Raw genomic sequence first — 23288 nt, 5'->3', positions numbered from 1 at the left:
ATTCTTCTTATTATTATCATCATTATTTCCTGACACATTGAATCGCCCCAGCTTTCCTAGACACTCTCCAAGCTCTGGAAATAGCGCTTTTCAAACTCCACTGGCGATAGCTGCATAGCGCTGCTGTGCCGGCGCTTGGGGTTATAGAACATCTCGATGTAATCGAACACATCACTGCGGGCTTCTTCGCGGGTTCCGTAGGTTTTCCGTCGGATGCGTTCCCGCTTCAGCAACTGGAAAAAGCTTTCCGCGACCGCGTTGTCGTGACAGTTACCGCGTCGACTCATGCTGCTGATCAGGTTGTTGGCCTTGAGGAAACTCTGCCAGTCCGAGCTGCTGAACTGGCTGCCCTGGTCGGAATGGATCATCACTTCCTGCTTGGGCTTGCGCCGCCACACCGCCATCAGCAACGCATCGATGGCCAGATCGCTGCACATCCGAGGCTTCATCGACCAGCCGATCACTTGGCGAGAAAACAGATCCAGCACCACCGCCAAGTACAACCAGCCCTCATACGTGCGGATGTAAGTGATGTCGGTGACCCAGACCTTGTTCGGTTCACTGACATTGAACTGCCGCTCCAGACGGTTGGGCGAGGCCACCGGCGGCTTGCCACCGTAGTACCCGGGGCGCCGGCGATAACCGGTCTGCGAGCGCAGCCCCTCTCTCCTCATCAGGCGAGCCACACGGTGCCGGCCACAGGACTCGCCCAGCTCACGCAGGTCGTCGTGGATCTTGCGGTAGCCGTAGACCCCGCCGCTTTCCAACCAGGCATGCTTGATCAATCCGAGCAGACGCTGATCTTCCTTGGCACGCGCGGATTTCGGCTCGGCCAGCCAGGCGTAGTAACCGCTGGGATGTACCTGGAGGGTCTGGCAGAGACGCCGTACCGGGTACTCCACCGACAGTTTGCTGATAACGGCGTACTTCAGCCGGACTCCTTGGCAAAGTACGCGGCGGCCTTTTTTAGGATGTCTCGCTCTTCGGTCACCCGCTTGAGTTCCGCGCGCAAGCGACGCAGCTCAGCCTGCTGATCATCTACCTGCTGCCGCTGTATTTGGGGTTTGCTGTAGCGCTTTACCCAGGCGTACAGGCTGTGCGCGGACACGCCTAGACGCTCTGCTACATCAGCAACGCGCAAGCCGCGTTCAGTGATGTGCTTGACCGCTTCAATCTTGAATTCTTCGGGGTAACGCTGGTTGCTCATGGCACCTCCTGCTGGGTCTCATTATGAGGCTTAGAGGTGTCTACGAAACTAGGGGCGATTCACATGCCACACAATTAATTATTGCAAATACGAAAACATAAAATCAACAACCAAAACCTTATTTTTTATATCACACAAAAGCTAAGTATTGCAAAGGCGGAAAATTTCTATCATCTTTATATCGCATTCTGGACTTTGGTTCGTTGGCCAAGGACGCACCATGTTACCTGATCCCACAAGACGACCCGCCGGGAGCAGCACATAGACCGTATCGAACTCGTGATGAAGCACGGGCGGATTTATTCGACTACATCGAGCGGTTTCATAACCCAAGAATGCGTCGTAGAGTCGCCAGGCAAGATCTGAAGTTTTCAGCCCTTTTCAAACCGTCCGTGGAAACGGGGTAGAACCCGACCGACCGATTTCGCGAGTGATCGAGAGGCTGGCAGGGATAGCGCTGCGGAGTGTTTGTCAGCCAGAGATGTGCGTACTTTCCTGACATATGAAGTGGTGGGTTCGCAGAATGGTAGGTGACCAAGCGGCGGCCGTTGCATAGAAACGTCGCGCATCCCGTAGAGGAAGCGCGGACGTGAGCAGGCTTCTTCCGCTTTAGCAGAGGTAGCCATGCATAGCATCGAAATTCGAGCTAGCCATTTACCTGCGGCAAATGAAGAAAGCTGCCTTTTTTGACAACAATGGCAGCCGCTTCGCGAAGGCAGTTGATCATTTTGGTCTTATTGCTCGGTCTCGCTCCACATTCGTTTCGCTTACCTGCAAACGCCCAAAATGCTCAACTGCCCCATACTTGAAGATTTCAAGTATGGGGCGCGGGGGCATACTTGAAGGAACGCTTCGCTGCTTCAAGTATGCCCCCGCAATTTTGTTGTCAAATCATAGCCGCCAGGCGTTGCCTGGCCGAAATGGCGATTGTGCACAGACGTGATCTGCGCCATTCGCGGGCGCTGCCGCCCAGGCCTCAATCATAAGCCCGATCACCGCGGCACACTTGTCTTACGACCGCCATGTCACATGACTCGAGTGCTGCAGTCTCGCCGTGTCACTCGTAGGGGTTGCGGCAGTTAGTGAGTGTCGATGCGCCGGGTGACCGTGCCGTGTGTCTGTCACAGTGGCGTTATGAAGCGGTGTCCGGTCTGATGCCAAAGCGCCCACGCTTCAAGTGCGATTTGTGTGGCAGCAGCTGACTGCACGGAATTCTCGTCGCAGCGGATGCAAGTTCTTCGATGGTGGAGTGTGCTCCGCGATAGGGTGTGCCAACCGTCGCCGCAAGCGATGCCCGGAGTTGCGTGAATATTCGGTTTCTTTCCTGTTGTGTTGAGAACCAAAAAGGCCGCAGATTAGCTGCGGCCTTTCATTCATCCTGTCTCATAACCATCTCCAAGCGATGATCGTTCCCGCTCTATGCGTTAGTGAAGCTGCAGCTTACTTTTCCTCCCGCGCTTTCCGCGTCCCGCCTGGCTATGGAGCAGCATTTTAAAATGTTCCCAGCGAATCTCGTCGGTCTGGATGTTGTAAGTCAGGCCGCGCTCCATCTGCTCCAGTAATCTCAAACTCAGCGGCTTTTCCAAGTAGTGGTCTGCTGTGACCTCCGGAGCACCGCCCTCATGGCCCAGCAGATGGGCGATCGTGGATGGAGATATGCCTGACCGTTCCAGCCGCACGGCAAACGAGCGACGGAGACTTTTAAAATTGAGCCCGCCATTAACCGCCGGTGGACAATGCTGGCCAATATAGCCTGTTCCCGTGCATGGCCCGCAGAAAAAGCGACTCGGATCTCTGGAGTATAGGTGCTTCGGATCGAAGCTCAGCTCGCCGAAAAGCAATGCATCGTTGCCATCGGCCTGACGTCGTTCCTCTACGAAATTCATAAAACCCATCTCCACAAGCTTCGTGCAGATCGGAATCTGCCGTGCCGATGAGCCCGTTTTCAGCGACTTGCTGTAGCCGTTATCGTTTATGTCGATGAGTTCTACGCCATGGACATCCCGGATCACATCATGCACACGAAGCTGGCAGAGTTCATTGAGCCGCGCGCCGGTGTAGAGCCCGAGAGGAAGCAACCAGAACCGATACGGCTTGGCGTCCTGGTAGACCTTGGGCAGTGTGCCCGCGAGGTACTTTTGGTAAGGCCAGCCGGCGAGCATCTGAATCAGGTTGCTATCCAGAAATGGCTTGGTGACCTCGGCCTGTTTGGTACTGCAAGTGGCAACCTTGATCGCATCGGTAATCAGCTTGCTCTCCAGCGCCTCGTCCAGCATGCGATTGAACAGCTGGTAATAGGTCGTGAGGTTTGCGCCTTTACTACCCGAAGCCGAGTTCTGCTTCAGTAACAATGGCAGCTGATCTTTTAGACGCTGCACATCAGCTCGATCAAGCTCAGCGACTCGGCGTGTAGGATTATCTCGGGTCAGGATGACCTTCAGCTTTTCCATCCGCGCCCGCAGCATATGCTCGGACTTTCCTGCATAAGTGTTTTCTCGCAGGAAGCGGGACAGCGTAGTGTCCATGAACTCAGTCAGTAACGGTGAAGAGTGGAAGCGGTTTATCGCGTCCGTTACCGCAGAGATATTCGCCAAGGCGATTCGCAAGTGCTCTTCATGGCCAGGCTCTACGATCAGACTCAGGCCCTTATAAAAAGGAATGGAGATGGGGGACGTTACATTCATATATACCTCACAGTGGGTGAGGCTTGAGATTATTACTGTATAAATGAACAGTCAAGATAATCTATTGGGGTCTTGCTTTCGATAGCTTTTGTTGACAATTTGTCAATAATTAAGGATGTGTAAAAGGGCAGGAGCGGGGCTCCCGCCTCTGTTTTGCTAGGCCTTATGCGTACGATTTCCAGTGGCGCTTAAGAGCTCGCACGTTCGGAAATGGCGTGCCAACCGGCCGGCCAACTTTGAAGTCACCTTGTGCTTTTTTTAGCTCCTGATAGTGCCGGTAATGGATATGATCCAAGCCAAGCCCGAAATCGATTTTGTCGAGCTCGTCCTTAAGGACGTCTGACGGATAACAGTCGCCATAGCCGCCAGTTGTACTTTTATCAGCGTGACCCACGAGTGCTTTAGCTTTCGCGAGGTCCAGGTTCTGTCTGCGGAATTGGTTAATAAAGGTGTGGCGCAGGCCGTGATACGTCAGGCCCTCCTCTCCGAGGCCGCAGAGCCCCAAGTAGCCATGACTGCTCTGGCTTGAGCCCAGGTACCAACGACTCGCAACGTGCCCAGGAGAAAGATCACCATAGACTCGGATGTTTTCGAAAAGGGGAGCTTTCATATCCTGCTTTACTATGTCCAGGCGAGCTTGGTGATACTCGAGGAAGCCTGTCTCGATCAGCTGCTTGTGAATGGGAACTAGCCGTTCAGAGTCGGACGTTTTGAGTTGCTTCGACCCTGTCCGATTGATGCTGATGATCCAAACGCCGAGCTCCTGCCGAATGTCTTCGAGCCGTAGCTGGCACAGCTCGCTGAGCCTCGCGCCGGTATAGAGGCCAAGCAGCGGCAACCAAAACTTGTAGTCGTCCAGACGCCAGCGAGGCGGCTGGGTCAGTGTGTAGGCCGGGCCGTGAAGAAGTTTCTCGATCTGGCTTGGGCTATAGGTGCGCTTCCTCGGGGCCTCGGCACCTTTGGTGCTGAATGCCAATCCGGCCGCGACGTTTTCGGTGATGTGGCCTTGATCATGTGCGTAGGTGACAAGCGCCCTTGCCAGCTCAAAGAACTTTTTCGCGGTGCGCGGATTGATCGGCTCAAATTTCCCGTCGCTGATGATCTTGCTCAGCGGCTGGTTACGGGTGGCGCGAAGGCGGTGCCGGTTCTTCGGATAGCTGCGCAGATGATCGCGTAGCGTGTTGAATTCAGCACGAGTCAGCGTTTCGACTTGCCGGTGCCCGCCAAGCAGCTCGCACAGCCCTTCCAGGCGGGCCCGAGCGGTAATGCGAGTCCGCGGATTAGCCCAGGCTCCTTCACGAATTTGCCGTTCTTCGTATTCCTTTACCAAAGCTGCGAGGCTCAACCCTGCGTTTGGACCGCACACCGGCGAGACAATGCGTTCATTGACAGAGGGCTGCGTAAATAGGGTTTCAAGCCTGGCTTTCTGCGAGTCGGGCAGAACGCTCCCGAGCGCATTCAGCAACGCGAGCGTGCCAGGATCCTGCGGCGGTGCCACAGCATCTGTCGGTGAGTTCAGCTCCGGAATCGTCTGCATAGGCTCGGTGGTTGCAGCAGAGCCCAACATCCGCCGAACGAGGTCACCGATCTCCTGCATCGCCTGGGCGTAAGGATCTTCGTGATCGTCTTCCTGAAAGTAACGCAACAGCACCTTATCAACCTTCTGCAGCGTATACGTCAGCATGAGGACCGCAATGATGATCGAGCTAGTGAGCAGCTCAATCCGAAAGCTTTTCTTTTCTCTCAGATGCGCTTTCATGCACAGCGGATCGAGTTCGATAAGCATCACATAAAGCCCGGACTCTTCCTGCACCAGGAGCGCACGGTCAATGATGCGCAGCTTCAAATGCATCGCGTTGGCTTGCTGAAGATGAAAATGCAAAGCTTGCCGAGACTGCGGTAGTGCTGAGGGGATGTGCATGAGATTCCGACCCTGGTCTGGACGGGCATGGCACAGGTATTCATAGAGCGTCATCGCTGCAAACGCAGGAGATTCTTTCGAATAGCGCCCTGGAGAGGGTGGGACGGTCTCGAGTACATCAAGGGCGGCGTAAATGTACCGGGCAGCGTCGCTCGCCACGTTCTGGTTGCTGGTTCCGAGCGGCCAGTCAAAGCGTACGAACCCGACCCCAAGCGCTTTTACAAGTGCGGGCGTTGGTGTGAGTGCGAAGAAAATTTCGCCCCCTGGCTCGTGGCTATAGAGCACTACACGCTCGGCACTCTCTTTCATCATGCGAGCGTGGGCGACCGAAAGGTCTTGGTTCGCAAGCTTCATTGGCGACGGGCGGACTTTCCAAACTCGGTCGGCGAATTTGAGTGCTTCCGCTACCGCAAGGTGAAACCTTTGGAGGTCAACCAGCAGGCGGTCAGAAAAGAGCTCGACGTAGTGCTCTGTTGCCTTGGCAAGGAACTGCTCGAAAGCCGTGTTCAGATACCTCGCAAGGTCGCGGGCAAGCGCTTCGTCGTGGCTGAGCGACCACCGGATTTGCGCAGGCAGTTTCGGGTTGGCCGCGAAATGCTTCGGGAATGTGAGGTAGTACTGGAAGCCAGTGTTGGCTTGATAGACCAGGTGAGGGACACCTGTTTTGCTTTGACGCTTGGACATGATGGCATACCTTTTGGATTCACAGACGGACTGTGAGTAATCCAATGCCATCAAATCTGGTCTGAAACCCGCGTTCTAGACGGGTTTCAGTGTTGAATTGGTGGAGCCGGGGGGATTTGAACCCCCGTCCGCCAGCTCTCCACTGTCGGTACTACATGCGTAGCCAAATCTATTGAGTTAACTCCGCGCCGCCCGATTGGCAGGGTGCTTGGAGCGAGCTGCATGAGTTTTAGCCGTTACGTCTGCAGCGAACTTGGCGGCGATCCTGTTCTATCTGACAGTCATTTCGGGTTTACAGGCATCCCCTAGTGACCGCTGGCGCCGAAGCGACCAGATGAAGGTTAGGCGGCTAGCGCGTACCCTTCGTAGTTGTCGTCGTTGGCAACTATAAGTTTGCAACAGTGGATTTACGAGTTCTGTTACCAACTCGGCATGCACCTAGAGTTTTGTTACCGGCGTCGAATCCTAATCGGCCCCATGAAGCGTGTCGCAGCCTCATGTGCTGCGCAGTGTACGCCAGAGCTCAGCCTGCGTCGAACACTTGCTTACGTTAGGTAGGGTCGTTTCATCGGGTTTCAAGGAGCACTGCGAAAAAATCCGGCAAGGACCACGGCGGGGTGGCCTTGCCTGGGTGGCCTGGCCGGGCTTAGTTGCTGGCGCCCGAACCGGTTCCGGCCGAGCCGGTGCTGCCGGTGCTGCCAGGGCCTTCGAGCATTTGCAGCGCCTTGGTCGACTGCGCGATGCAGGTCTCGGTGTCGCCGGACTGCTTGGCGTCGCGCGCCTTCTTGATCAGGTCCTGGACTTCGCCGCGAGCTGGATCGCCCAGAGTGGCCTTGTTGGTGGCCATGTTGTCTTCGATCTCTTGCAGGTTGAGCTGGCAGAGATTTTTGTCAGCGGCGAATACAGCGGGGCTGGCAATCAGGGCGGCTGCGGCAAATAGGGCAAATTTCTTCATGAGATCCTCCAGGGAGTTGACTTCCCGGCGGGCCTGCCAATGCGGCTGTTGCGCGGCGGCGCCGAGGCGAATGAGCCTCTGTGAATGCTGGGCTCATAATGTCGGACTGCGGCTGCGCTCGAGCGTTTCATCGGCGTGACCGGGCGCGCGCCGGGCCACGCCTCAGCTGAAAGGGGCAGCCGCTCTGGCTCGGCTGTTGCGGTTAACCAGGTAGACCAGCCCGTGGTAGTCGATGCCGCCATGTCGCGACAGGCCGATTTCGCAGGTGCGGCTGGTGGAGATGCCCTCGTCGCAGACCTGCACCGCATCCTTCAGGCTGCGCAGCGCGTGGGCGTTGAGCTCGGGCGTGGTAAAGCCCTTGTCACCGGCGAAGCCGCAGCAGTGGATGCCTTCAGGCACGATCACGTTCTTGGCGCAGCGGCGGGCGATGTCGATCAGGGCCTGCGCTTCGCCCAGGTGCTGGGTACTGCACGTGACATGGACGGCGATGGGGTTGTCCTGCGGCTCGAAGTCCAGCCGGTCGAGCAAATGGGTGCGGATGAAGCGCACCGGATCGAACACCTGCAGGCGCGTGTCGCCCAGGTCCTGGACCAGGCGCAGGGTGCAGGGGCTGGTGTCGCAATAGATCGGATCAAGGCCGCCACGGCTGGCCTTGAGCAGCGCATCCAGCGCTTCCTGACGCTTGCGCTCGGCCTGTTCGGGATAGCCTTTGGAGGCGAAGGGCTGGCCGCAGCAGAGGTTGTTCAAGTCGTCGGGGAAGACGACCTGGAGGCCGGCCTTTTCCAGCAGCGCGCGAGTGGTATCGAGCAGCGGTTCCTGCTCCTGGTCGCGCGCGGCGGGGCCCATGGCGCGCGACACGCAGGCGGCGAGATAGACCACTCGCGGGCGCTGATCGCCAGCGGGTGGGCTGGGTAAATGCAGGCGTTGCAGCGGCTGCGGCGTGGCGGGCGTCCACTGCGGCACGCGGCCGTGGCTGGCCTTGCTGATCGCGGCGGACGTCTTGCTCAACAGCCGCGTGCCAATCATCAGGTGCGCGCCGTTGGCCACGTGCAACATGAACCGGGCACCCTGCACGGCGGTGCTGAAATGCCCGGCCAGCCAATCGGCCGCGCGGGTGTTGTCGGCGTTGCGCCCGCGCAGCTTGCGCACCAGGTCGCCGGTATTGATGCCCACCGGACAGCGCTGGGCGCAAAGGCCGGTTGCGGCGCAGGTTTCGACGCCGTGGTAGTCGTACAGCCGCTCGAGTTCGGCGGTGTCGATGCCGGCGCGTTTCTTCGCCTGGATGTCGCGCCAGACGACGATGCGCTGGCGTGGCGTCAGGGTCAGTCCGTTGGACGGGCAGACCGGCTCGCAGAAGCCACATTCGATGCACTTGTCGACGATTTCGTCAGCGGCGGGCATCGGCTTGAGGTGCTTGAGGTGGATGTCCGGGGCTTCGCTGAGCACTACGTCGGGATTGAGAATGCCCTGCGGGTCGAGCAGGCGCTTGATCTGCCACATCAGCTGGTAGGCTTCGTGGCCCCATTCGAGTTCGACGAAGGGCGCCATGTTGCGGCCAGTGCCGTGTTCGGCTTTCAGCGCACCGCCGAACTCCACCGCGACCAGTTGGGTGACGTCCTGCATGAAGGCTTCGTAGCGGGCGACTTGCTGCGGATCGTCGAAGCCTTGGGTAAAGACGAAGTGCAGATTGCCTTCCAGCGCGTGGCCGAACAGGATCGCCTCGCTGTAGGCATGCTTGTCGAACAGCTGAATCAGGCGGTTGACGCCCTCGGCCAGGCGTTCGATGGGGAAGGTCACGTCCTCGATGATCACGGTGGTGCCGGTCTGGCGCACCGCACCGACGGCGGGGAAAGTGTCCTTGCGGATCTTCCAGAGCTGGTTGTAGACGGTCGGGTCTTCGCTGAAATCGACCTGCTTTTCGACCGGGAAATGCGCGATCGAGGTCATGATCTGGTCGATCTGCTCATGCAGCAGCGACTGGCTGGCCGCGCGCGATTCGATCAGCAGCGCGCAGGCGCCCGCCGACAGCTGCTTGACCCAGTCAGGCATGCCGGCCTTGTTTTCCACCGAGCGTAGGCTACGGCGATCGAGCAGCTCCACCGCGGAGACCGGCTGCTGCTTGAGCACCGGCACGGCGAGACAGCAGGTTTCCACGTCCGGGAAAACCACCAGCGCGCTGGCCTTGTGCGGGTGGTCCGGCACGGTGTGGTAGGTCACCGCGCTGATGAAGCCGAGGGTGCCTTCGGAGCCGACCATCAGATGGTTGAGGATATCGAGCGGGTCGTCATAGTCGACCAATGCGTTGAGTGAAAACCCGGTGGTGTTCTTCAGGCGGTACTTGTGGCGGATCTTCGCGGCGAGCTCTGTGTTGGCGCGCGTCGTGCGGCCCAGCTCGGCAAGCCCGTCGAGCAGGGCGCCGTGAGTGTTGCGGAAGGCTTCGACGCTGGCGGCGTATTCGCTGTCGACCACGCTGCCGTCGGCCAGTACCAGGCGCAGCCCGGCGAGCGTCTTGTAGCTGTTCTGCGCCGTGCCGCAGCACATGCCGCTGGAGTTGTTGGCCACGATGCCGCCGATCTTGGCTGCGTTGATCGAGGCCGGGTCGGGGCCGATCTTGCGTTGCAGGGGCGCCAGGACCGCGTTGGCGTTGGCGCCGATGACGCCCGGCTGCAGGCGGATCTGCTCGCCGCCGTTGCGTAGTTCGCGACCGTTCCAGCTGTCGCCCAGCACGATGAGCACCGAGTCGGAGATCGCCTGACCGGACAGGCTGGTGCCAGCCGCGCGGAAGGTCACCGGAACCCGTTGGGCGTGGGCCAGCTTGAGCAGGCCCACCACTTCCGCCTCGGATTCGACGCGCACCACCAGTTTGGGAATCAGGCGGTAGAAGCTCGCGTCGGTACCGAAAGCTAGTGTCGAGAGAGGATCGTCGAAGCGCCGCTCGGCCGGGATCAGCCTCTCGACGGCAGCTAGAAATTCGGACGGAAGGGCGGGCGCGTTCATGGCAGGCTCCGAAAGGGAAAGCGGGCCGCACGGCATGCCGCGCGGCCTGTTTTGGGGCGAGGCTTAGCCGACGTGGCGGGTGGTCTGGTAGTGGTCGATCTCGCGGACCAGCGAGTCGGTGGTGATTTCGCTGATCGACTTGGCGCCGGTGAGGACCATGGCCACGCGCATTTCCTTCTCGATCAGGTCGAGCAGGTTGCTGACCCCGGCTTCGCCGTCGGCTGCCAGCGCGTAGGCGAACGCGCGGCCGAGCATGACCGTGTCCGCGCCGAGGGCAATCATGCGGACCACGTCCAGGCCGCTGCGAATACCGGAGTCGGCGAGGATCTTCAGGTCGCCCTTGACTGCATCGGCAATCGCCGGCATGGCGCGGGCGCTGGACAGCACGCCGTCGAGCTGACGCCCGCCGTGGTTGGAGACAATAATGCCGTCCGCGCCGAAGGTCACGGCGTCACGGGCGTCCTCGGCGTCGAGGATGCCTTTGATAACCATCGGGCCATCCCAGAACTCGCGAATCCACTCCAGGTCCTTCCAGGAGATCGATGGGTCGAAGTTGGCGGCCAGCCAGCCGATGTAGTCTTCCAGCCCGGTCGGATGGCCGCGGTAGGTGGAGATGTTGCCCAGGTCGTGCGGCTTGCCGTGCAGGCCCACGTCCCAGGCCCAGAAGGGATGGGTCATGGCCTGCAACATACGACGCACGTTGGCGTTCGGGCCGCTCATGCCCGAATGCGCGTCGCGGTAGCGTGCGCCAGGGGTCGGCATGTCGACGGTAAACACCAGAGTGGTCACGCCTGCCGCCTTGGCCCGCTCCAGCGCGTTCTTCATGAAGCCGCGGTCTTTCAGGACATAGAGCTGGAACCACATGGGCCGCTTGATCGCCGGAACCACTTCTTCGATCGGGCAGACCGAGACGGTGGACAGGGTGAACGGAATGCCTTTCTTGTCGGCGGCGCGTGCGGCCTGCACTTCGCCGCGGCGGGCGAGCATGCCGGTCAGGCCGACGGGGGCCAGGGCAACCGGCATGGACAGGGTTTCGCCGAACAGCTGGGTTTCCAGGCTCAGTTCGGACATGTTGCGCAGCACTCGCTGGCGCAGGGCGATGCTGGCCAGGTCCTCGACGTTACGGCGCAGCGTGTATTCGGCGTAGGCGCCGCCGTCGACATAGTGAAACAGGAAAGGCGGCAGCTTGCGTTTCGCTGCGGCGCGGTAGTCCGTAGAGGCAGAGATGATCATCGTGTGTTCTCACCGAGTGAAACGAGGTAGGTCTCGTGGTGCTCTCGTCGTCGACGAAGGCTCTATTACGATCAGGCGCGTTCGCTACATGACGGGCCCGCGATCGCGAGATTGCAACACCTTTGCCCCGAGCGTGATCGGGGCAAAGGTCCTGCTTTACATCAGACGCCGACCAGTGGGTCCGTCACGCCCATCAGGTAGATCGCGACCAGCCCGATCACGCCGGTCGCCAGCACGTAATACAGGGTAGGCCAAACGGTCTTGCGCAGGGTGATGCCTTCGCGGCCGAGCAGGCCGACGGTGGCGGATGCCGCGACCACGTTGTGGATGGCGACCATGTTCCCCGCAGCGGCGCCCACGGCCTGGATCGCCACGACCATGGCACCGGAGATGCCCAGCGACTGCGCAACGCCGAACTGGAACTGGCTAAACATCATGTTACTGACGGTGTTCGATCCGGCCAGGAAGGCGCCCAGCGCACCAACGGAAGGCGCCAGCAGCGGGTAGATGCCGCCGACGCTATCCGCGACATAGCGCGCCATGGCGATTGGCATGCTGGGCAGGTCGCCGGCATTGACGCCGGAGTTGATCAGAATGCGCACCATCGGAACGGTGAACAGCAGGACGAAGCCGGCACTGAGCAGCACACTGCTGGATTCCTTGACCGCAGCTTTCAGCTCGCCTGCTCGCATGCCGTGCATGAAGAAGGTGATCAGTACCACGGCGACCAGGATCCCGCCCGGCAGGTAGAGCGGCTCGATGCTGGCGCTGACACCGGTCTCGCCGAGGATGTTGGCGAATGCGATGGAAACGGACTTCAGCGCGGCAGCGACCTGCGGGAAGACGCGGCTGATGACCAGGATCGCACCTACCAGCACATAGGGCAGCCAGGCGCGGAAGGCGCTCATCGGGCGTGCGGCCAGTTCATCGAGTTTCATCTCGATGGTGCCGACCCATTCTGCGGGCCAATCCTTCGCGTCGGCGAAGTCCCATGTGGTCTTGGGTACCAGGAACTTGAAGCGAGCCGCGGTAGTGACGATGGCCAGGCCAACCAGACCGCCCAGCAACGACGGAAACTCGGGGCCGAGGAGCACGCCGGTTGCCACGTAGGGCAGGGTAAAGGCCAGGCCGGCGAAGAGCGCGAACGGCAGCACTTCGAATCCGGCTTTCCAGCTTTTCTCCTTGCCGAAGAAGCGCGTGAGCATCATCACCATGACCAGCGGCATGACGGTGCCGACGATGGCGTGGGTGATGGCGACGCTGCTGGTGATCTGCTGCAGGAAGATCGGCCAGCTGGAGCCCTGTGCAGTCAGCTGGGCGCCCAGCGTGGCGGTGTCGAGACCACTGTTCACGCCAACCACGATCGGCGTGCCGACTGCACCGAAGGACACAGGTGTGCTTTGCACCAGCATGCCCATCAGCACGGCGGCCATCGCCGGGAAGCCGACCGCAACCAGCAGCGGCGCGGCGATGGCGGCCGGGGTGCCGAAGCCGGAGGCCCCCTCGATGAAGCAGCCGAACAGCCAGGCGATGATGATCGCCTGAATCCGCCGGTCAGGGCTGATGGTGGTGAAGCCGGCGCGGATGGCGGTAATCCCGCCGGAGTGCTTCAGGGTATTGAGCAGCAGGATCGCGCCGAAGATGATCCATAGCAGTCCGAGGGTGATTACCAGGCCCTGCAGGGTCGAGGCTATGATCCGGGTCACGCTCATGTCCCAGACGAACAGGCCAATCGCAGCGGTGAACAGGAAAACCACCGGCATGGCGCGGCTGGCGGGCCAGCGCAGACCGATCAGCAGAACGGCGGCAAGCAGGATAGGGGTGAAGGCAAACAGGGCAAGCAGTCCGTTAGACATGTCAGGCTCCCATGGTCGAAATGTGCGAGTGGGAGTCCGGGCGGACCGGCGATGGGCAGACAGCTGGAGACCGCATTAAGTAGTCCTCTTCTTGTTGGGGCCTCTATCTTGTAAATTGGTAATACCAATTTACAGAAGAGTCCGGCCAGCGTAAGAGCTCGGCTGCGGTGCGTCAATTAGCTAGCTATAGACTTTCGTCGAAAAGCTTTCTGTTGCGATGCCGAGAACAGCTGGCTACGCTGAAATTCGTCCAGTGGTAAAACCAATCGAGAGGCGTCATGGAAGTGGGAGTGGTGCGTCAGCGAAGGCTGGCCGACAACATCGTCGAGCAGCTGGAAACGATGATCCTCGAAGGGACCCTCAAGGCGGGTGAGCGGCTCCCCGCTGAGCGCGTCCTGGCTGAGCAGTTTGGCGTTTCGCGCCCTTCCTTGCGCGAGGCGATCCAGAAGCTGGCGGCGAAGGGCTTATTGGCAAGTCGTCACGGCGGCGGGAATTTCGTCGCTGAATCCCTCGGTTCAACTTTCAGCGATCCGTTGCTGCATCTGCTGGAAAACAATGCTGATGCGCAGCGCGATCTTCTGGAGTTTCGTCACACGCTTGAAGGTAGCTGCGCCTACTACGCGGCGCAGCGTGCCACCGAGCTCGATCAGCAGCGGCTCGGCGAAGCGTTTGCGGCATTACAGGATTGCTATGCTCGCGAGGGAACGGTTACCCGTGCCGAGGAAGGCGCCGCCGATGCACGCTTTCATCTGGCCATTGCCGAAGCCAGTCACAACGCCGTTCTGCTGCACACCATTCGTGGTCTGTTCGATCTGCTCAAGCGCAACGTTGTGACCAACATCGGCGGGATGTACGCGCTGCGCAACGAAACGCGCGACATGCTCATGCGCCAGCATCAGGAGCTGTACGATGCGATCATCGACCGCCGTGCGGATGAAGCGCGCGAAGTGATCCACCGGCATATCAGTTACGTACGCGAAGTGCTGGCCGAAGGGCAGCAGGAGGCGCAGCGCCTGGCGCGGGCGCAGCGGCGTCAGGGACGGTCGGAAAAGAACCTGGAAGGCTGATGTGCTTGCCGGCTGTCGACTGACAGCCCGGCCATCGGAGCGGGGCGAGGCCCGCTCGGCGAGGTGAAACCTAGTCTTCTTTGCCTTTAGTGCGCATGGCGCGCTGGATTTCACGATCGGAGTCGCGCTCCTTCTCGGTATGGCGCTTGTCGAATTCCTTCTTGCCCTTGCCCAGTGCGATGTCGCACTTGATCAGGTGCTTTTTCCAGTAAAGCGACAAGGCGACACATGCGTAGCCCTTCTGCTGCACTGCACCGAACAGCTTGCCCAGCTCTCGCTTGTTCAGCAGCAATTTGCGGGTGCGCGTAGGGTCCGCAACCACGTGGGTGCTGGCAGTGGTCAGTGGCGTGATGTGGCAACCCATCAACCAGGCTTCGCCATCCTTGAGCAGGACGTAGCTGTCTACCAGTTGGGCCTTGCCGGCGCGCAAGCTTTTGACTTCCCAACCGGCCAGCACGAGGCCCGCCTCGAATTTCTGTTCGATGAAGTAGTCGTGTAGCGCCTTCTTGTTCAGCGCGATGGTCCCGGGGGACTGTTTCTTCTGTTTGGCCATAGGGTGCGCATTATAGGGAGTCCCGCTGCGGCTGGCGATAACCAGCACGCTGCGACGGTGTGAAACTTGAGAGGGGAGCGCTTATCCCTGACAATGTGCCATCTTTACGCTTGTTCAGCCCTGGAAACGGCTCCTTGACGGAACCTGCGTGACCACGCTTGCTCTCGGTGAGCTGTTATCGGCTGCGATCAATCATCGATGGTCGAACGACGAAGTAGAAGGTTCGAATGACGACGCATATTCAACGCTCGGCGCTGCTCCCGTATCCGGCGCAAGCTCTGTTCGACATGGTCAACGATGTCGCCAGCTATCCGCAGTTTCTACCCTGGTGCTCTGCCACTGAAGTCATTGCCAGCAGTGAAACCCAGATGCAGGCCAGCATGACCGTGGCGAAGGCCGGCATCAGTCAGCGTTTTCTCACGCGCAATGAGCTGCAGCCGGGCAAGCGCATCGAGATGAAGCTGGAAGAAGGGCCTTTCAGTCACCTGCATGGCATCTGGGAGTTCAAGGCCCTGGGCGAGAAGGCCTGCAAGATCAGTCTGGACCTAACGTTCGACTACGCGGGGCCGCTGGTCAGGGCAACCTTGGGGCCGCTGTTCAATCAGGCTGCCAACACCCTGGTCGACGCGTTCTGTGACAGGGCGAAACAGCTGTATGGATAACCCGGTAATCGCGATCGAAGTGGTCTATGGCTTGGCCGACAAGCAGAAGCTGCTACGCATGACCGTGCCGCAGGGCACCACCGTGCGGGATGCGGCGCTGCGTTCGGGAATGGATCGTTTTTTCCCTGGGCTGGATCTCGCAGGCTCGCCGCTCGGCATCTTCGGTAAAGCGGTGCCCAAGCCGGATGAGCGCGTGCTGGAGGAAGGTGAGCGGGTTGAAATTTATCGGCCGTTGATCGCCGACCCCAAGGAAGTGCGCAAGCAGCGTGCAGCGAAGGCGGCGCAGAACAAGGCAGGCGGAGCGAGCAGCTAGCGCAGGATCAGCAATGAAAAAAGCCCGGCATGCCGGGCTTTTGTTTGTCCAATCGACACTTAGTTCGTTTCCAGGGCTTCTGGCGTAGGAACAGGGACCGGCTCGGCGGCGTCGACGTCGCGCTGGATTTGCTCGAGCAGTGAGCCAGGTTCGGCTGCCTCGGGCTCGGTGCGGGCTGGGGCCTCCGGGGCGGGGCGGTCGGTTCCGAGAATCGCCTCGTCACGGCTGACGCCGGGTTTGAAATCACCAGCCAGCCCCGCCAGCTGGTCGTTGGCATTGAACACCAGGCTGACGCGCTCTTGCTGACGCTGGGTGCCACCAGGCTGAATGCTGTAGAGATAATCCCAGCGGTTGGCGTGGAAGGTGTCGGTGATCAGCGGGCTGCCCATGATAAACCGCACTTGCGAACGGGTCATTCCGGGGCGCAACTGGTCTATCATGTCCTGCGTAACGACATTGCCCTGTTGAATATCGACCTTGTAAACCCCGGGGAATGAACAACCGGCGAGTGCGAACAGGCCCACGAGCGTGAGACTGGACAGCATGAGCTTGGTGTTTTGCATCGGTAGGTGACTTCCACTATCTTGGCTGGGCAAAGCCCGGATCATACCCGTATTGAAGGAGGCTGCGAAACAGCAGCAGCGAGAAAGCCAACCATGGTTGAAAATAGCGAACTACGCAAAGCTGGCCTCAAAGTAACCCTGCCGCGGGTCAAGATCCTGCAGATGCTGGATACCACCGATCAGCGCCACATGAGCGCCGAAGATGTTTACAAGGCGTTGATGGAGGCCGGCGAGGATGTCGGTCTGGCGACGGTTTACCGGGTACTGACCCAGTTCGAGGCGGCCGGCCTGGTGGTTCGGCACAACTTCGACGGCGGTCACGCAGTATTCGAACTGGCCGATGGCGGGCACCATGATCATATGGTGTGCGTCGACAGCGGCGACGTCATCGAGTTCTTCGATCCCGAGATCGAGAAGCTGCAAAAGGAAATCGTCAAGCGCCACGGCTACGAGCTGGTCGACCATAATCTGGTGCTGTACGTCCGCAAGAAGGCTGACTAAGCCCGTATGCAGTGAGGCGGCCGATGTCGCCTCGGATCGACGAACCCCGCAATTGCGGGGTTTCGTTTTATATGTGCCTCAGGTCGTTCTGGCCCCGGCCCGTTGCCCATAGCACAGGTCAGCCACCGAGCATCACGCAACGCATTCAAGCAGGCCGGAAGCGGGCGATAACCGTGCGAAGCCGTTCTGTTCAAAACCCTGTGAGCCATGTGTCGCCTGTTGGCACTGCCGGATCAGGACGCTTGTGCCGAGCCGATCATCTGACTGGCGTGGGCCAGCGCCTGCTCGGTCAAATCGACCCCGCCGAGCATGCGTGCGATCTCTTCGACGCGCTCGCTGTTGTCCAGTGTGGCGACCGCCGTATGGGTTTCATCGGTACCACGCGCCTTATGGACGAAGAGATGATGATGCCCCTGTGCGGCGACCTGCGGCAGATGCGTTACCGTCAAGACCTGGCCTCGCTCTCCAAGCCGGCGCAGAAGCTGGCCGACGACCTCGGCCGTTGGGCCACCGATTCCCACGTCCACTTCGTCGAACACCAGCGTTGGAATGCGCGAGGTCTGCGCGGTGATCACCTGAATCGCCAAGCTGATACGTGACAGCTCTCCGCCAGAGGCCACCTTCGCCAGCGGGCGCAGCGGTTGGCCAGGGTTGGCACTGACAAGAAATTCCACCTGCTCCATGCCGTACGGCGTGAAATCACCTTCGGCACTGGGCTTCAGCACTACGCTGAACTTGCCGCCTGGCATGCCCAGCCGTTGAATTTCCGCTTCGACCGCAACCGCCAGCGACTCTGCCGCTTGCTGGCGCGCGGCACTCAGCTCTGCAGCCTTTTCTTTGTAATGTCGCTCATGCGCGGCGAGTTCTTCGCCAAGCTGCTCCAGCGCGGTGTCGTCAGCATTCAGGCTTTCCAACTCCTCGAACAGGCGCTGTTGCAGTGCGGGAAGTTCGGGCGGCTGGACACGATGCTTGCGCGCCAGGGTATAGATGCTGTCGAGGCGCTCCTCCAGGGCTTGCTGTCGTTGCGGGTCGGAGTCGAAATGGTCGAGGAAGCGATTGAGTTCTCCGATCGCTTCTTCAACCTGGATCTGCGCACTGGACAACAGGTTGACCGCTTCGGCCAGCGCGCCGGGCTGATGCTGGAAGCCGGTAAGGCGCTGCAGGCTCGAGGTCAGGGCCGACAGGACGTTGCCGGCGTCATTCTCGCTGCACAGATCCACAACCTGACGGCACGCGCCGAGCAGATGTTCCGCGTTGGACAGGTTCTTGTGCTCCTGTTCCAGTTGCTCGAGCTCGTCCTCACCCAGGGCGAGGGCCTCGAGTTCTTCCAGTTGGTAACTCAGCAGTTGATGGCGCGCACGCTGCTCATCGCTGCAGTTGCTAAGGCGTTCCAGGCTTTGTCGCGTCTGTCGCCAGCGCTGGGCGGCGAGTTGCACCTGACGCGCGAGGTCCTGACTGCCACTGTATTCGTCGAGCAGGCGACGGTGGGTGTCCAGCTTGAGCAGCGACTGATGTTCGTGCTGGCTGTGAATGTCGATCAGTAGCTCGCCCAGCGCCTTCAAATCGCCCTGCGGGCAAGGCGTACCATTGATATAGCCGCGCGAACGCCCTTCGGCCGTGATCACGCGGCGCAGGATGCAGGGGCCATCGTTGTTCAGGTCACGCTCGGCCAGCCAGGCGCGGGCGTCGGGTATGTCATCCAGATCGAAGCTGGCGAGAATGTCGGCCTTGTCTGCGCCGATGCGGACCACGCTGCTGTCGGCGCGGTCGCCAAGCGTAAGGCCAAGGGCGTCCAGCATGATCGACTTGCCCGCACCCGTTTCCCCGCTGATCACGCTCATGCCGCGTTTAAGCTCGAGGTCGAGATGTTCGACGATGGCGTAGTTATGAACGGAAAGGTGGACCAGCATGGCAGGGCTCCCGCGTAGTTGACTGGCTATTTATACAGTGCTTTCAGTGGGCGCTACAAGCGTCGGGGATGGATGGTGTGTAAATGAAATGGACATATGGCGGTATGACGTCGCACAGGGGGTGAACTGCGACCTCAAGAATGCCAGGCGGCCCTTGAAGGAGGATTTGTCGCCCCCATATAGCGGCACAAGCGCGGGTCACTGCCCGCTGACGTATCGATGAGGAGGACCGCATGGCCGACGAGCAGAACCTGGACAATCAGACCCCTGAAGAGAACGAGAATGCGCAAGCCGAGGTGGCCGAAGACCTTGCTGCGCGGGTGCAGTCCCTCGAAGAGCAGCTCGCAGCGGCGCAGGACCAGTCGCTGCGCGTAGCCGCTGAGTTGCAGAACATTCGCCGCCGCGCCGAGCAGGATGTGGAAAAAGCGCACAAGTTCGCCCTCGAAAAGTTCGCCGGTGATCTGTTGGCGGTCGCCGACAGCCTGGAGCGCGGGCTCGAGTTGTCGAATCCGGATGACGAGGCGGTCAAGCCGATGCGTGAAGGCGTCGAGCTGACGCTCAAGTTGCTGCTCGATACCCTGGCGCGTCATCAACTGGTGCCGGTCGATCCGCAAGGTGAGCCGTTCAACCCTGAACATCATCAGGCGATGGCCATGGAAGAAAGCACCCATGCCGAGCCTGGCAGCGTGCTCAAGGTCTTTCAGAAGGGCTATCTGCTCAATGGCCGTCTGCTCCGTCCGGCGATGGTCGTCGTCAGCAAGGCGCCGGCAGAAACACCGCCTTCGATCGATGAGAAGGCTTGAATTTCGGCGACCGACCCCCATCTGGTAGCCAAGCGTTTTTGTGTTACCCGCAGCCGGTAAACAGGCGCGGATCAATCAAAAGTTCGGAGAGAAGCACATGGGCAAGATTATCGGTATCGACCTGGGAACGACCAACTCCTGCGTCTCCATCCTGGAAAACGGCAAGGCCAAGGTGATCGAGAACGCCGAAGGCGGCCGCACCACGCCGTCGATCATCGCTTACGCGAATGATGGCGAAATCCTGGTTGGCCAGTCGGCCAAGCGTCAGGCCGTGACCAACCCGCACAACACCCTGTATGCGGTGAAGCGACTGATCGGCCGTCGTTTCGACGAAGACGTCGTGCAGAAAGACATCCAGATGGTCCCCTACAAGATCGTCAAGGCGGACAACAGCGACGCCTGGGTTGAAGTCAGCGGCCAGAAAATGGCACCGCCGCAGATTTCTGCCGAGATCCTGAAAAAGATGAAGAAGACCGCCGAAGACTATCTCGGCGAGCCGGTGACCGAGGCGGTGATCACCGTTCCGGCCTACTTCAACGACAGCCAGCGTCAGGCCACCAAGGACGCCGGTCGTATCGCCGGTCTGGACGTCAAGCGCATCATCAACGAGCCGACTGCCGCTGCGCTGGCCTACGGCATGGACAAGGCCAAGGGCGACCACACCGTGATCGTCTATGACCTGGGTGGCGGTACCTTCGACGTTTCGGTCATCGAGATCGCCGAAGTCGATGGCGAGCACCAGTTCGAAGTGCTGGCTACCAATGGCGACACTTTCCTCGGTGGTGAGGACTTCGACATCCGCTTGATCGACTACCTCGTCGACGAGTTCAAGAAAGAAACCGGCATGAACCTCAAGGGCGATCCGCTGGCCATGCAGCGCCTGAAGGAAGCTGCCGAGAAGGCCAAGATCGAGCTGTCTTCCAGCCAGCAGACCGACGTCAACCTGCCGTACATCACTGCAGACTCGACCGGTCCGAAGCACCTCAACGTGAAAATCTCCCGTGCCAAGCTCGAAGCTCTGGTCGAGGATCTGGTGCAGCGCACCATCGAGCCGTGCCGCATGGCGATGAAAGACGCCGGCATCGACGTTTCCAAGATCGACGACGTGATCCTCGTCGGCGGTCAGACCCGCATGCCGCTGGTGCAGCAGAAAGTTGCCGAGTTCTTCGGCAAGGAAGCGCGCAAGGACGTCAACCCGGACGAAGCCGTTGCCATGGGTGCCGCCATCCAGGGCGCCGTTCTGGCTGGCGACGTCAAGGACGTGCTGCTGCTCGACGTGTCCCCGCTGACCCTGGGTATCGAAACCATGGGTGGCGTGATGACCGCGTTGATCGAGAAGAACACCACCATCCCGACCAAGAAGTCGCAGGTGTTCTCGACCGCTGATGACAACCAGAGCGCGGTGACCATTCACGTGCTGCAGGGCGAGCGCAAGCAGGCGGCGCAGAACAAGTCGCTGGGTCGTTTCGACCTTGCTGAAATTCCGCCGGCTCCGCGTGGCGTACCGCAAATCGAGGTGACCTTCGACATCGACGCCAACGGCATCCTGCACGTGTCGGCGAAGGACAAGGCCACTGGCAAGCATCAGTCCATCGTGATCAAGGCCAACTCCGGTCTGTCCGAGGAGGAAATCGAGCAGATGGTGCGTGACGCTGAGGCCAACGCCGAGGAAGACCGCAAGTTCGAGGAGCTGGTGACGGCGCGCAACCAGGGCGACCAGCTGGTCCATGCGACCCGCAAGATGCTCACCGAGGCTGGCGACAAGGCCACCGAGGAAGACAAGAGCAGCATCGAGAAGGCGATCGGAGAACTGGAAGCCGCGATCAAGGGTGATGACAAGGCCGAAATCGAAGCCAAGATCGCTGCGGTCTCCCAGGCCTCCACGCCGCTGGCGCAGAAGATGTACGCCGAACAGCCGCAGGGTGGCGAAGGCCAGCCCGCTGGCGATAACGCGCAGGGCGGCGACGACGTGGTCGACGCCGAATTCGAAGAGGTCAAGGACAATAAGTAAGCCGCGGCTTATGACCTCCATGACTGGGTGGGGCGGGGCTTTCCTTCGGGTCGCCGCCGTCCAGCCCAACCCGTTGCGGTGATGCCGTGACGGGCCTGATCGCCGCGCGGGGGCTTGCTCCCGCGTCGGCGTGTCTGGAGGGCACGAATTTGAAGGTTCAGGATATTTATGGCCAAACGTGACTATTACGAAGTGCTGGGTGTCGAGCGTGGCGCCAGCGAGGCGGAGCTGAAAAAGGCTTATCGCCGCCTCGCGATGAAGCACCATCCGGACCGCAACCCCGGGGACAAGGCTGCCGAGGAGGCCTTCAAGGAGGCCAACGAGGCCTACGAAGTGCTGTCCGACGCGGGCAAGCGTCAGGCCTACGACCAGTACGGTCATGCCGGCGTCGATCCGCAGATGGGGGCGGGCGCGGGCGGCGCCGGCTATGGCGGTGCCAACTTCTCCGACATCTTCGGTGACGTGTTCAGTGATTTCTTCACCGGTGCGCGCGGCAGTTCGCGTGGTGGTGCCCAGCGCGGCAGCGACCTGCGCTACACGCTGGAGCTGGATCTGGAAGAGGCCGTGCGCGGAACCACGGTAACCATTCGCGTGCCGACGCTGGTCGAGTGCAAGACCTGCGATGGTTCGGGCGCGAAGAAGGGCACCAGTCCGGTCACCTGTACCACCTGTGGCGGTATCGGTCAGGTGCGCATGCAGCAGGGCTTCTTCTCCGTTCAGCAGACCTGCCCGCGCTGCCATGGCAGCGGCAAGATGATCTCCGATCCCTGTGGCAGCTGCCATGGTCAGGGCCGCGTGGAAGAGCAGAAGACCTTGTCGGTCAAGGTGCCGCCGGGCGTCGACACGGGCGACCGTATCCGCTTGACTGGCGAAGGCGAGGCGGGCGCGCAGGGCGGCCCGGCCGGAGATCTGTACGTGGTGGTCAATGTGCGCGAGCACCCGATTTTCCAGCGCGACGGCAAGCACCTGTATTGCGAGGTGCCGATCAGCTTTGCCGACGCGGCGCTGGGTGGCGAGCTGGAAGTGCCGACGCTGGATGGTCGGGTCAAGCTGAAGATTCCGGAAGGCACCCAGACCGGCAAGCAGTTCCGCCTGCGTGGCAAGGGTGTCGCGCCGGTTCGTGGCGGTGCCGCGGGTGATCTGCTGTGTCGTGTCGCAGTGGAAACGCCGGTCAACCTGGGCAAGCGGCAGCGCGAACTGCTCGACGAGTTCCGCAAGACGCTGCAGAGCGACAGCTCTCATTCGCCCAAGGCCAGTGGCTGGTTCGAAGGCATGAAGCGCTTTTTCGGCGATCTTTAACTCAGCGGCAGGCTGCAGCCGGCGGTCTTCCCCGGAGGGGGCCGCTGCAGCATGAAGCTTGCAGCGTGG

At 60.5% G+C, this 23288-nt stretch carries 17 protein-coding genes, 1 other RNA gene and 1 pseudogene; 8 read left to right on the top strand and 11 right to left on the bottom strand.

Annotated features, from left to right (window positions below; translation table 11 throughout):
• Positions 1-56: 56 nt before the first annotated feature.
• Positions 57-1207, bottom strand: a protein-coding gene (locus KCX70_RS17605; RefSeq protein ID WP_085988587.1) for an IS3 family transposase whose coding sequence is annotated in 2 segments (ribosomal slippage) — positions 57-970 and positions 970-1207 — 1152 coding nt in all. Because the reading frame shifts where the segments join, the coding sequence is not laid out codon by codon here.
• Between the two features lie 269 nt (positions 1208-1476).
• Between KCX70_RS17605 and KCX70_RS17600 the strand changes: the two are divergent.
• Positions 1477-1614 (top strand): annotated as a pseudogene (locus KCX70_RS17600) (IS3 family transposase); the annotation flags it as partial.
• 1017 nt (positions 1615-2631) lie between these two features.
• Here KCX70_RS17600 and KCX70_RS17595 read toward each other — a convergent pair.
• The 7 genes from KCX70_RS17595 to KCX70_RS17565 form a co-directional block, all read right to left on the bottom strand.
• Positions 2632-3891, bottom strand: a complete 1260-nt coding sequence (locus KCX70_RS17595; RefSeq protein ID WP_212618293.1) for a site-specific integrase — start codon at positions 3889-3891, stop codon at positions 2632-2634.
• Between the two features lie 163 nt (positions 3892-4054).
• On the bottom strand, positions 4055-6496 hold the full coding sequence (locus tag KCX70_RS17590; RefSeq protein WP_212618292.1) for a site-specific integrase: 2442 nt from the start codon (positions 6494-6496) through the stop codon (positions 4055-4057).
• Between the two features lie 98 nt (positions 6497-6594).
• Positions 6595-6973, bottom strand: a transfer-messenger RNA (tmRNA) gene (gene ssrA / locus KCX70_RS17585).
• Between the two features lie 169 nt (positions 6974-7142).
• The gene (locus KCX70_RS17580) at positions 7143-7451 is read right to left on the bottom strand and encodes a hypothetical protein (RefSeq protein WP_021209144.1); all 309 of its coding nucleotides are present in this window, start codon (positions 7449-7451) and stop codon (positions 7143-7145) included.
• 162 nt (positions 7452-7613) lie between these two features.
• Complete coding sequence (locus tag KCX70_RS17575; protein WP_212618291.1) at positions 7614-10448, bottom strand: FAD-binding and (Fe-S)-binding domain-containing protein; 2835 nt, start codon at positions 10446-10448, stop codon at positions 7614-7616.
• Positions 10449-10511: 63 nt separating this feature from the next.
• Entirely contained in the window at positions 10512-11681 is a 1170-nt protein-coding gene (lldD, locus tag KCX70_RS17570) for an FMN-dependent L-lactate dehydrogenase LldD (RefSeq protein WP_021209142.1), read from the bottom strand.
• Positions 11682-11842: 161 nt separating this feature from the next.
• Positions 11843-13537, bottom strand: a complete 1695-nt coding sequence (locus tag KCX70_RS17565) for an L-lactate permease (RefSeq protein WP_021209141.1) — start codon at positions 13535-13537, stop codon at positions 11843-11845.
• A gap of 278 nt (positions 13538-13815) precedes the next feature.
• Here KCX70_RS17565 and KCX70_RS17560 point away from each other — a divergent pair, with 278 nt between their 5' ends.
• Positions 13816-14604 carry an FCD domain-containing protein gene (locus tag KCX70_RS17560; RefSeq protein ID WP_212618290.1) on the top strand — a complete coding sequence of 263 codons (789 nt, stop codon included), beginning with the start codon at positions 13816-13818 and terminating at the stop codon, positions 14602-14604.
• Between the two features lie 70 nt (positions 14605-14674).
• Here KCX70_RS17560 and smpB read toward each other — a convergent pair whose 3' ends face one another.
• Positions 14675-15157 carry an SsrA-binding protein SmpB gene (gene smpB, locus KCX70_RS17555; RefSeq protein ID WP_021209139.1) on the bottom strand — a complete coding sequence of 161 codons (483 nt, stop codon included), beginning with the start codon at positions 15155-15157 and terminating at the stop codon, positions 14675-14677.
• A gap of 227 nt (positions 15158-15384) precedes the next feature.
• Here smpB and KCX70_RS17550 point away from each other — a divergent pair, with 227 nt between their 5' ends.
• Together KCX70_RS17550 and KCX70_RS17545 are read left to right on the top strand one after the other, a co-directional pair.
• Positions 15385-15819, top strand: coding sequence for a type II toxin-antitoxin system RatA family toxin (locus tag KCX70_RS17550; RefSeq protein WP_021209138.1), 435 nt, complete (start codon positions 15385-15387; stop codon positions 15817-15819).
• Complete coding sequence (locus KCX70_RS17545) at positions 15812-16132, top strand: RnfH family protein (RefSeq protein WP_212618289.1); 321 nt, start codon at positions 15812-15814, stop codon at positions 16130-16132. Before KCX70_RS17550 ends, KCX70_RS17545 begins: the two co-directional genes overlap by 8 nt.
• Positions 16133-16191: 59 nt before the next feature.
• Here the strand turns inward: KCX70_RS17545 and KCX70_RS17540 are convergent, their stop codons facing one another.
• Complete coding sequence (locus KCX70_RS17540) at positions 16192-16695, bottom strand: outer membrane protein assembly factor BamE (RefSeq protein WP_021209136.1); 504 nt, start codon at positions 16693-16695, stop codon at positions 16192-16194.
• 93 nt (positions 16696-16788) lie between these two features.
• Between KCX70_RS17540 and fur the strand changes: the two genes are divergently transcribed.
• Complete coding sequence (gene fur / locus KCX70_RS17535) at positions 16789-17196, top strand: ferric iron uptake transcriptional regulator (protein ID WP_021209135.1); 408 nt, start codon at positions 16789-16791, stop codon at positions 17194-17196.
• 233 nt (positions 17197-17429) lie between these two features.
• On the opposite strand, the gene recN is transcribed toward fur, so the two are convergent.
• Positions 17430-19106 (bottom strand): DNA repair protein RecN, encoded by a 1677-nt coding sequence (gene recN, locus KCX70_RS17530; RefSeq protein WP_212618288.1) that lies wholly within the window; start codon positions 19104-19106, stop codon positions 17430-17432.
• Between the two features lie 233 nt (positions 19107-19339).
• Here recN and grpE point away from each other — a divergent pair, with 233 nt between their 5' ends.
• The 3 genes from grpE (at position 19340) to dnaJ (ending at position 23219) form a co-directional block, all read left to right on the top strand.
• Complete coding sequence (gene grpE / locus KCX70_RS17525; protein WP_021209133.1) at positions 19340-19909, top strand: nucleotide exchange factor GrpE; 570 nt, start codon at positions 19340-19342, stop codon at positions 19907-19909.
• A 97-nt stretch (positions 19910-20006) separates the two neighbouring features.
• Positions 20007-21920: a molecular chaperone DnaK gene (gene dnaK, locus KCX70_RS17520; RefSeq protein WP_102853667.1), complete on the top strand. Its 1914-nt coding sequence runs from the start codon at positions 20007-20009 to the stop codon at positions 21918-21920.
• Positions 21921-22088: 168 nt separating this feature from the next.
• Positions 22089-23219, top strand: a complete 1131-nt coding sequence (gene dnaJ, locus KCX70_RS17515) for a molecular chaperone DnaJ (protein ID WP_021209131.1) — start codon at positions 22089-22091, stop codon at positions 23217-23219.
• Positions 23220-23288 lie beyond the last annotated feature (69 nt).

Origin of the sequence: Stutzerimonas stutzeri (assembly GCF_018138085.1) — a bacterium.
Taxonomy (GTDB): domain Bacteria; phylum Pseudomonadota; class Gammaproteobacteria; order Pseudomonadales; family Pseudomonadaceae; genus Stutzerimonas; species Stutzerimonas stutzeri_AI.
Note: the sequence above shows the minus strand (reverse complement) of the source record. Positions and strands in the feature narration are given on the sequence as shown.

What these genes read in the sequence shown, in the direction of transcription:
- KCX70_RS17595 (WP_212618293.1), bottom strand. Translation starts at nt 3,891, where the DNA reads ATGAATGTAACGTCCCCCATCTCCATTCCTTTTTATAAGGGCCTGAGT.
- KCX70_RS17590 (WP_212618292.1), bottom strand. Translation starts at nt 6,496, where the DNA reads ATGTCCAAGCGTCAAAGCAAAACAGGTGTCCCTCACCTGGTCTATCAA.
- KCX70_RS17580 (WP_021209144.1), bottom strand. Translation starts at nt 7,451, where the DNA reads ATGAAGAAATTTGCCCTATTTGCCGCAGCCGCCCTGATTGCCAGCCCC.
- KCX70_RS17575 (WP_212618291.1), bottom strand. Translation starts at nt 10,448, where the DNA reads ATGAACGCGCCCGCCCTTCCGTCCGAATTTCTAGCTGCCGTCGAGAGG.
- lldD (WP_021209142.1), bottom strand. Translation starts at nt 11,681, where the DNA reads ATGATCATCTCTGCCTCTACGGACTACCGCGCCGCAGCGAAACGCAAG.
- KCX70_RS17565 (WP_021209141.1), bottom strand. Translation starts at nt 13,537, where the DNA reads ATGTCTAACGGACTGCTTGCCCTGTTTGCCTTCACCCCTATCCTGCTT.
- KCX70_RS17560 (WP_212618290.1), top strand. Translation starts at nt 13,816, where the DNA reads ATGGAAGTGGGAGTGGTGCGTCAGCGAAGGCTGGCCGACAACATCGTC.
- smpB (WP_021209139.1), bottom strand. Translation starts at nt 15,157, where the DNA reads ATGGCCAAACAGAAGAAACAGTCCCCCGGGACCATCGCGCTGAACAAG.
- KCX70_RS17550 (WP_021209138.1), top strand. Translation starts at nt 15,385, where the DNA reads ATGACGACGCATATTCAACGCTCGGCGCTGCTCCCGTATCCGGCGCAA.
- KCX70_RS17545 (WP_212618289.1), top strand. Translation starts at nt 15,812, where the DNA reads ATGGATAACCCGGTAATCGCGATCGAAGTGGTCTATGGCTTGGCCGAC.
- KCX70_RS17540 (WP_021209136.1), bottom strand. Translation starts at nt 16,695, where the DNA reads ATGCAAAACACCAAGCTCATGCTGTCCAGTCTCACGCTCGTGGGCCTG.
- fur (WP_021209135.1), top strand. Translation starts at nt 16,789, where the DNA reads ATGGTTGAAAATAGCGAACTACGCAAAGCTGGCCTCAAAGTAACCCTG.
- recN (WP_212618288.1), bottom strand. Translation starts at nt 19,106, where the DNA reads ATGCTGGTCCACCTTTCCGTTCATAACTACGCCATCGTCGAACATCTC.
- grpE (WP_021209133.1), top strand. Translation starts at nt 19,340, where the DNA reads ATGGCCGACGAGCAGAACCTGGACAATCAGACCCCTGAAGAGAACGAG.
- dnaK (WP_102853667.1), top strand. Translation starts at nt 20,007, where the DNA reads ATGGGCAAGATTATCGGTATCGACCTGGGAACGACCAACTCCTGCGTC.
- dnaJ (WP_021209131.1), top strand. Translation starts at nt 22,089, where the DNA reads ATGGCCAAACGTGACTATTACGAAGTGCTGGGTGTCGAGCGTGGCGCC.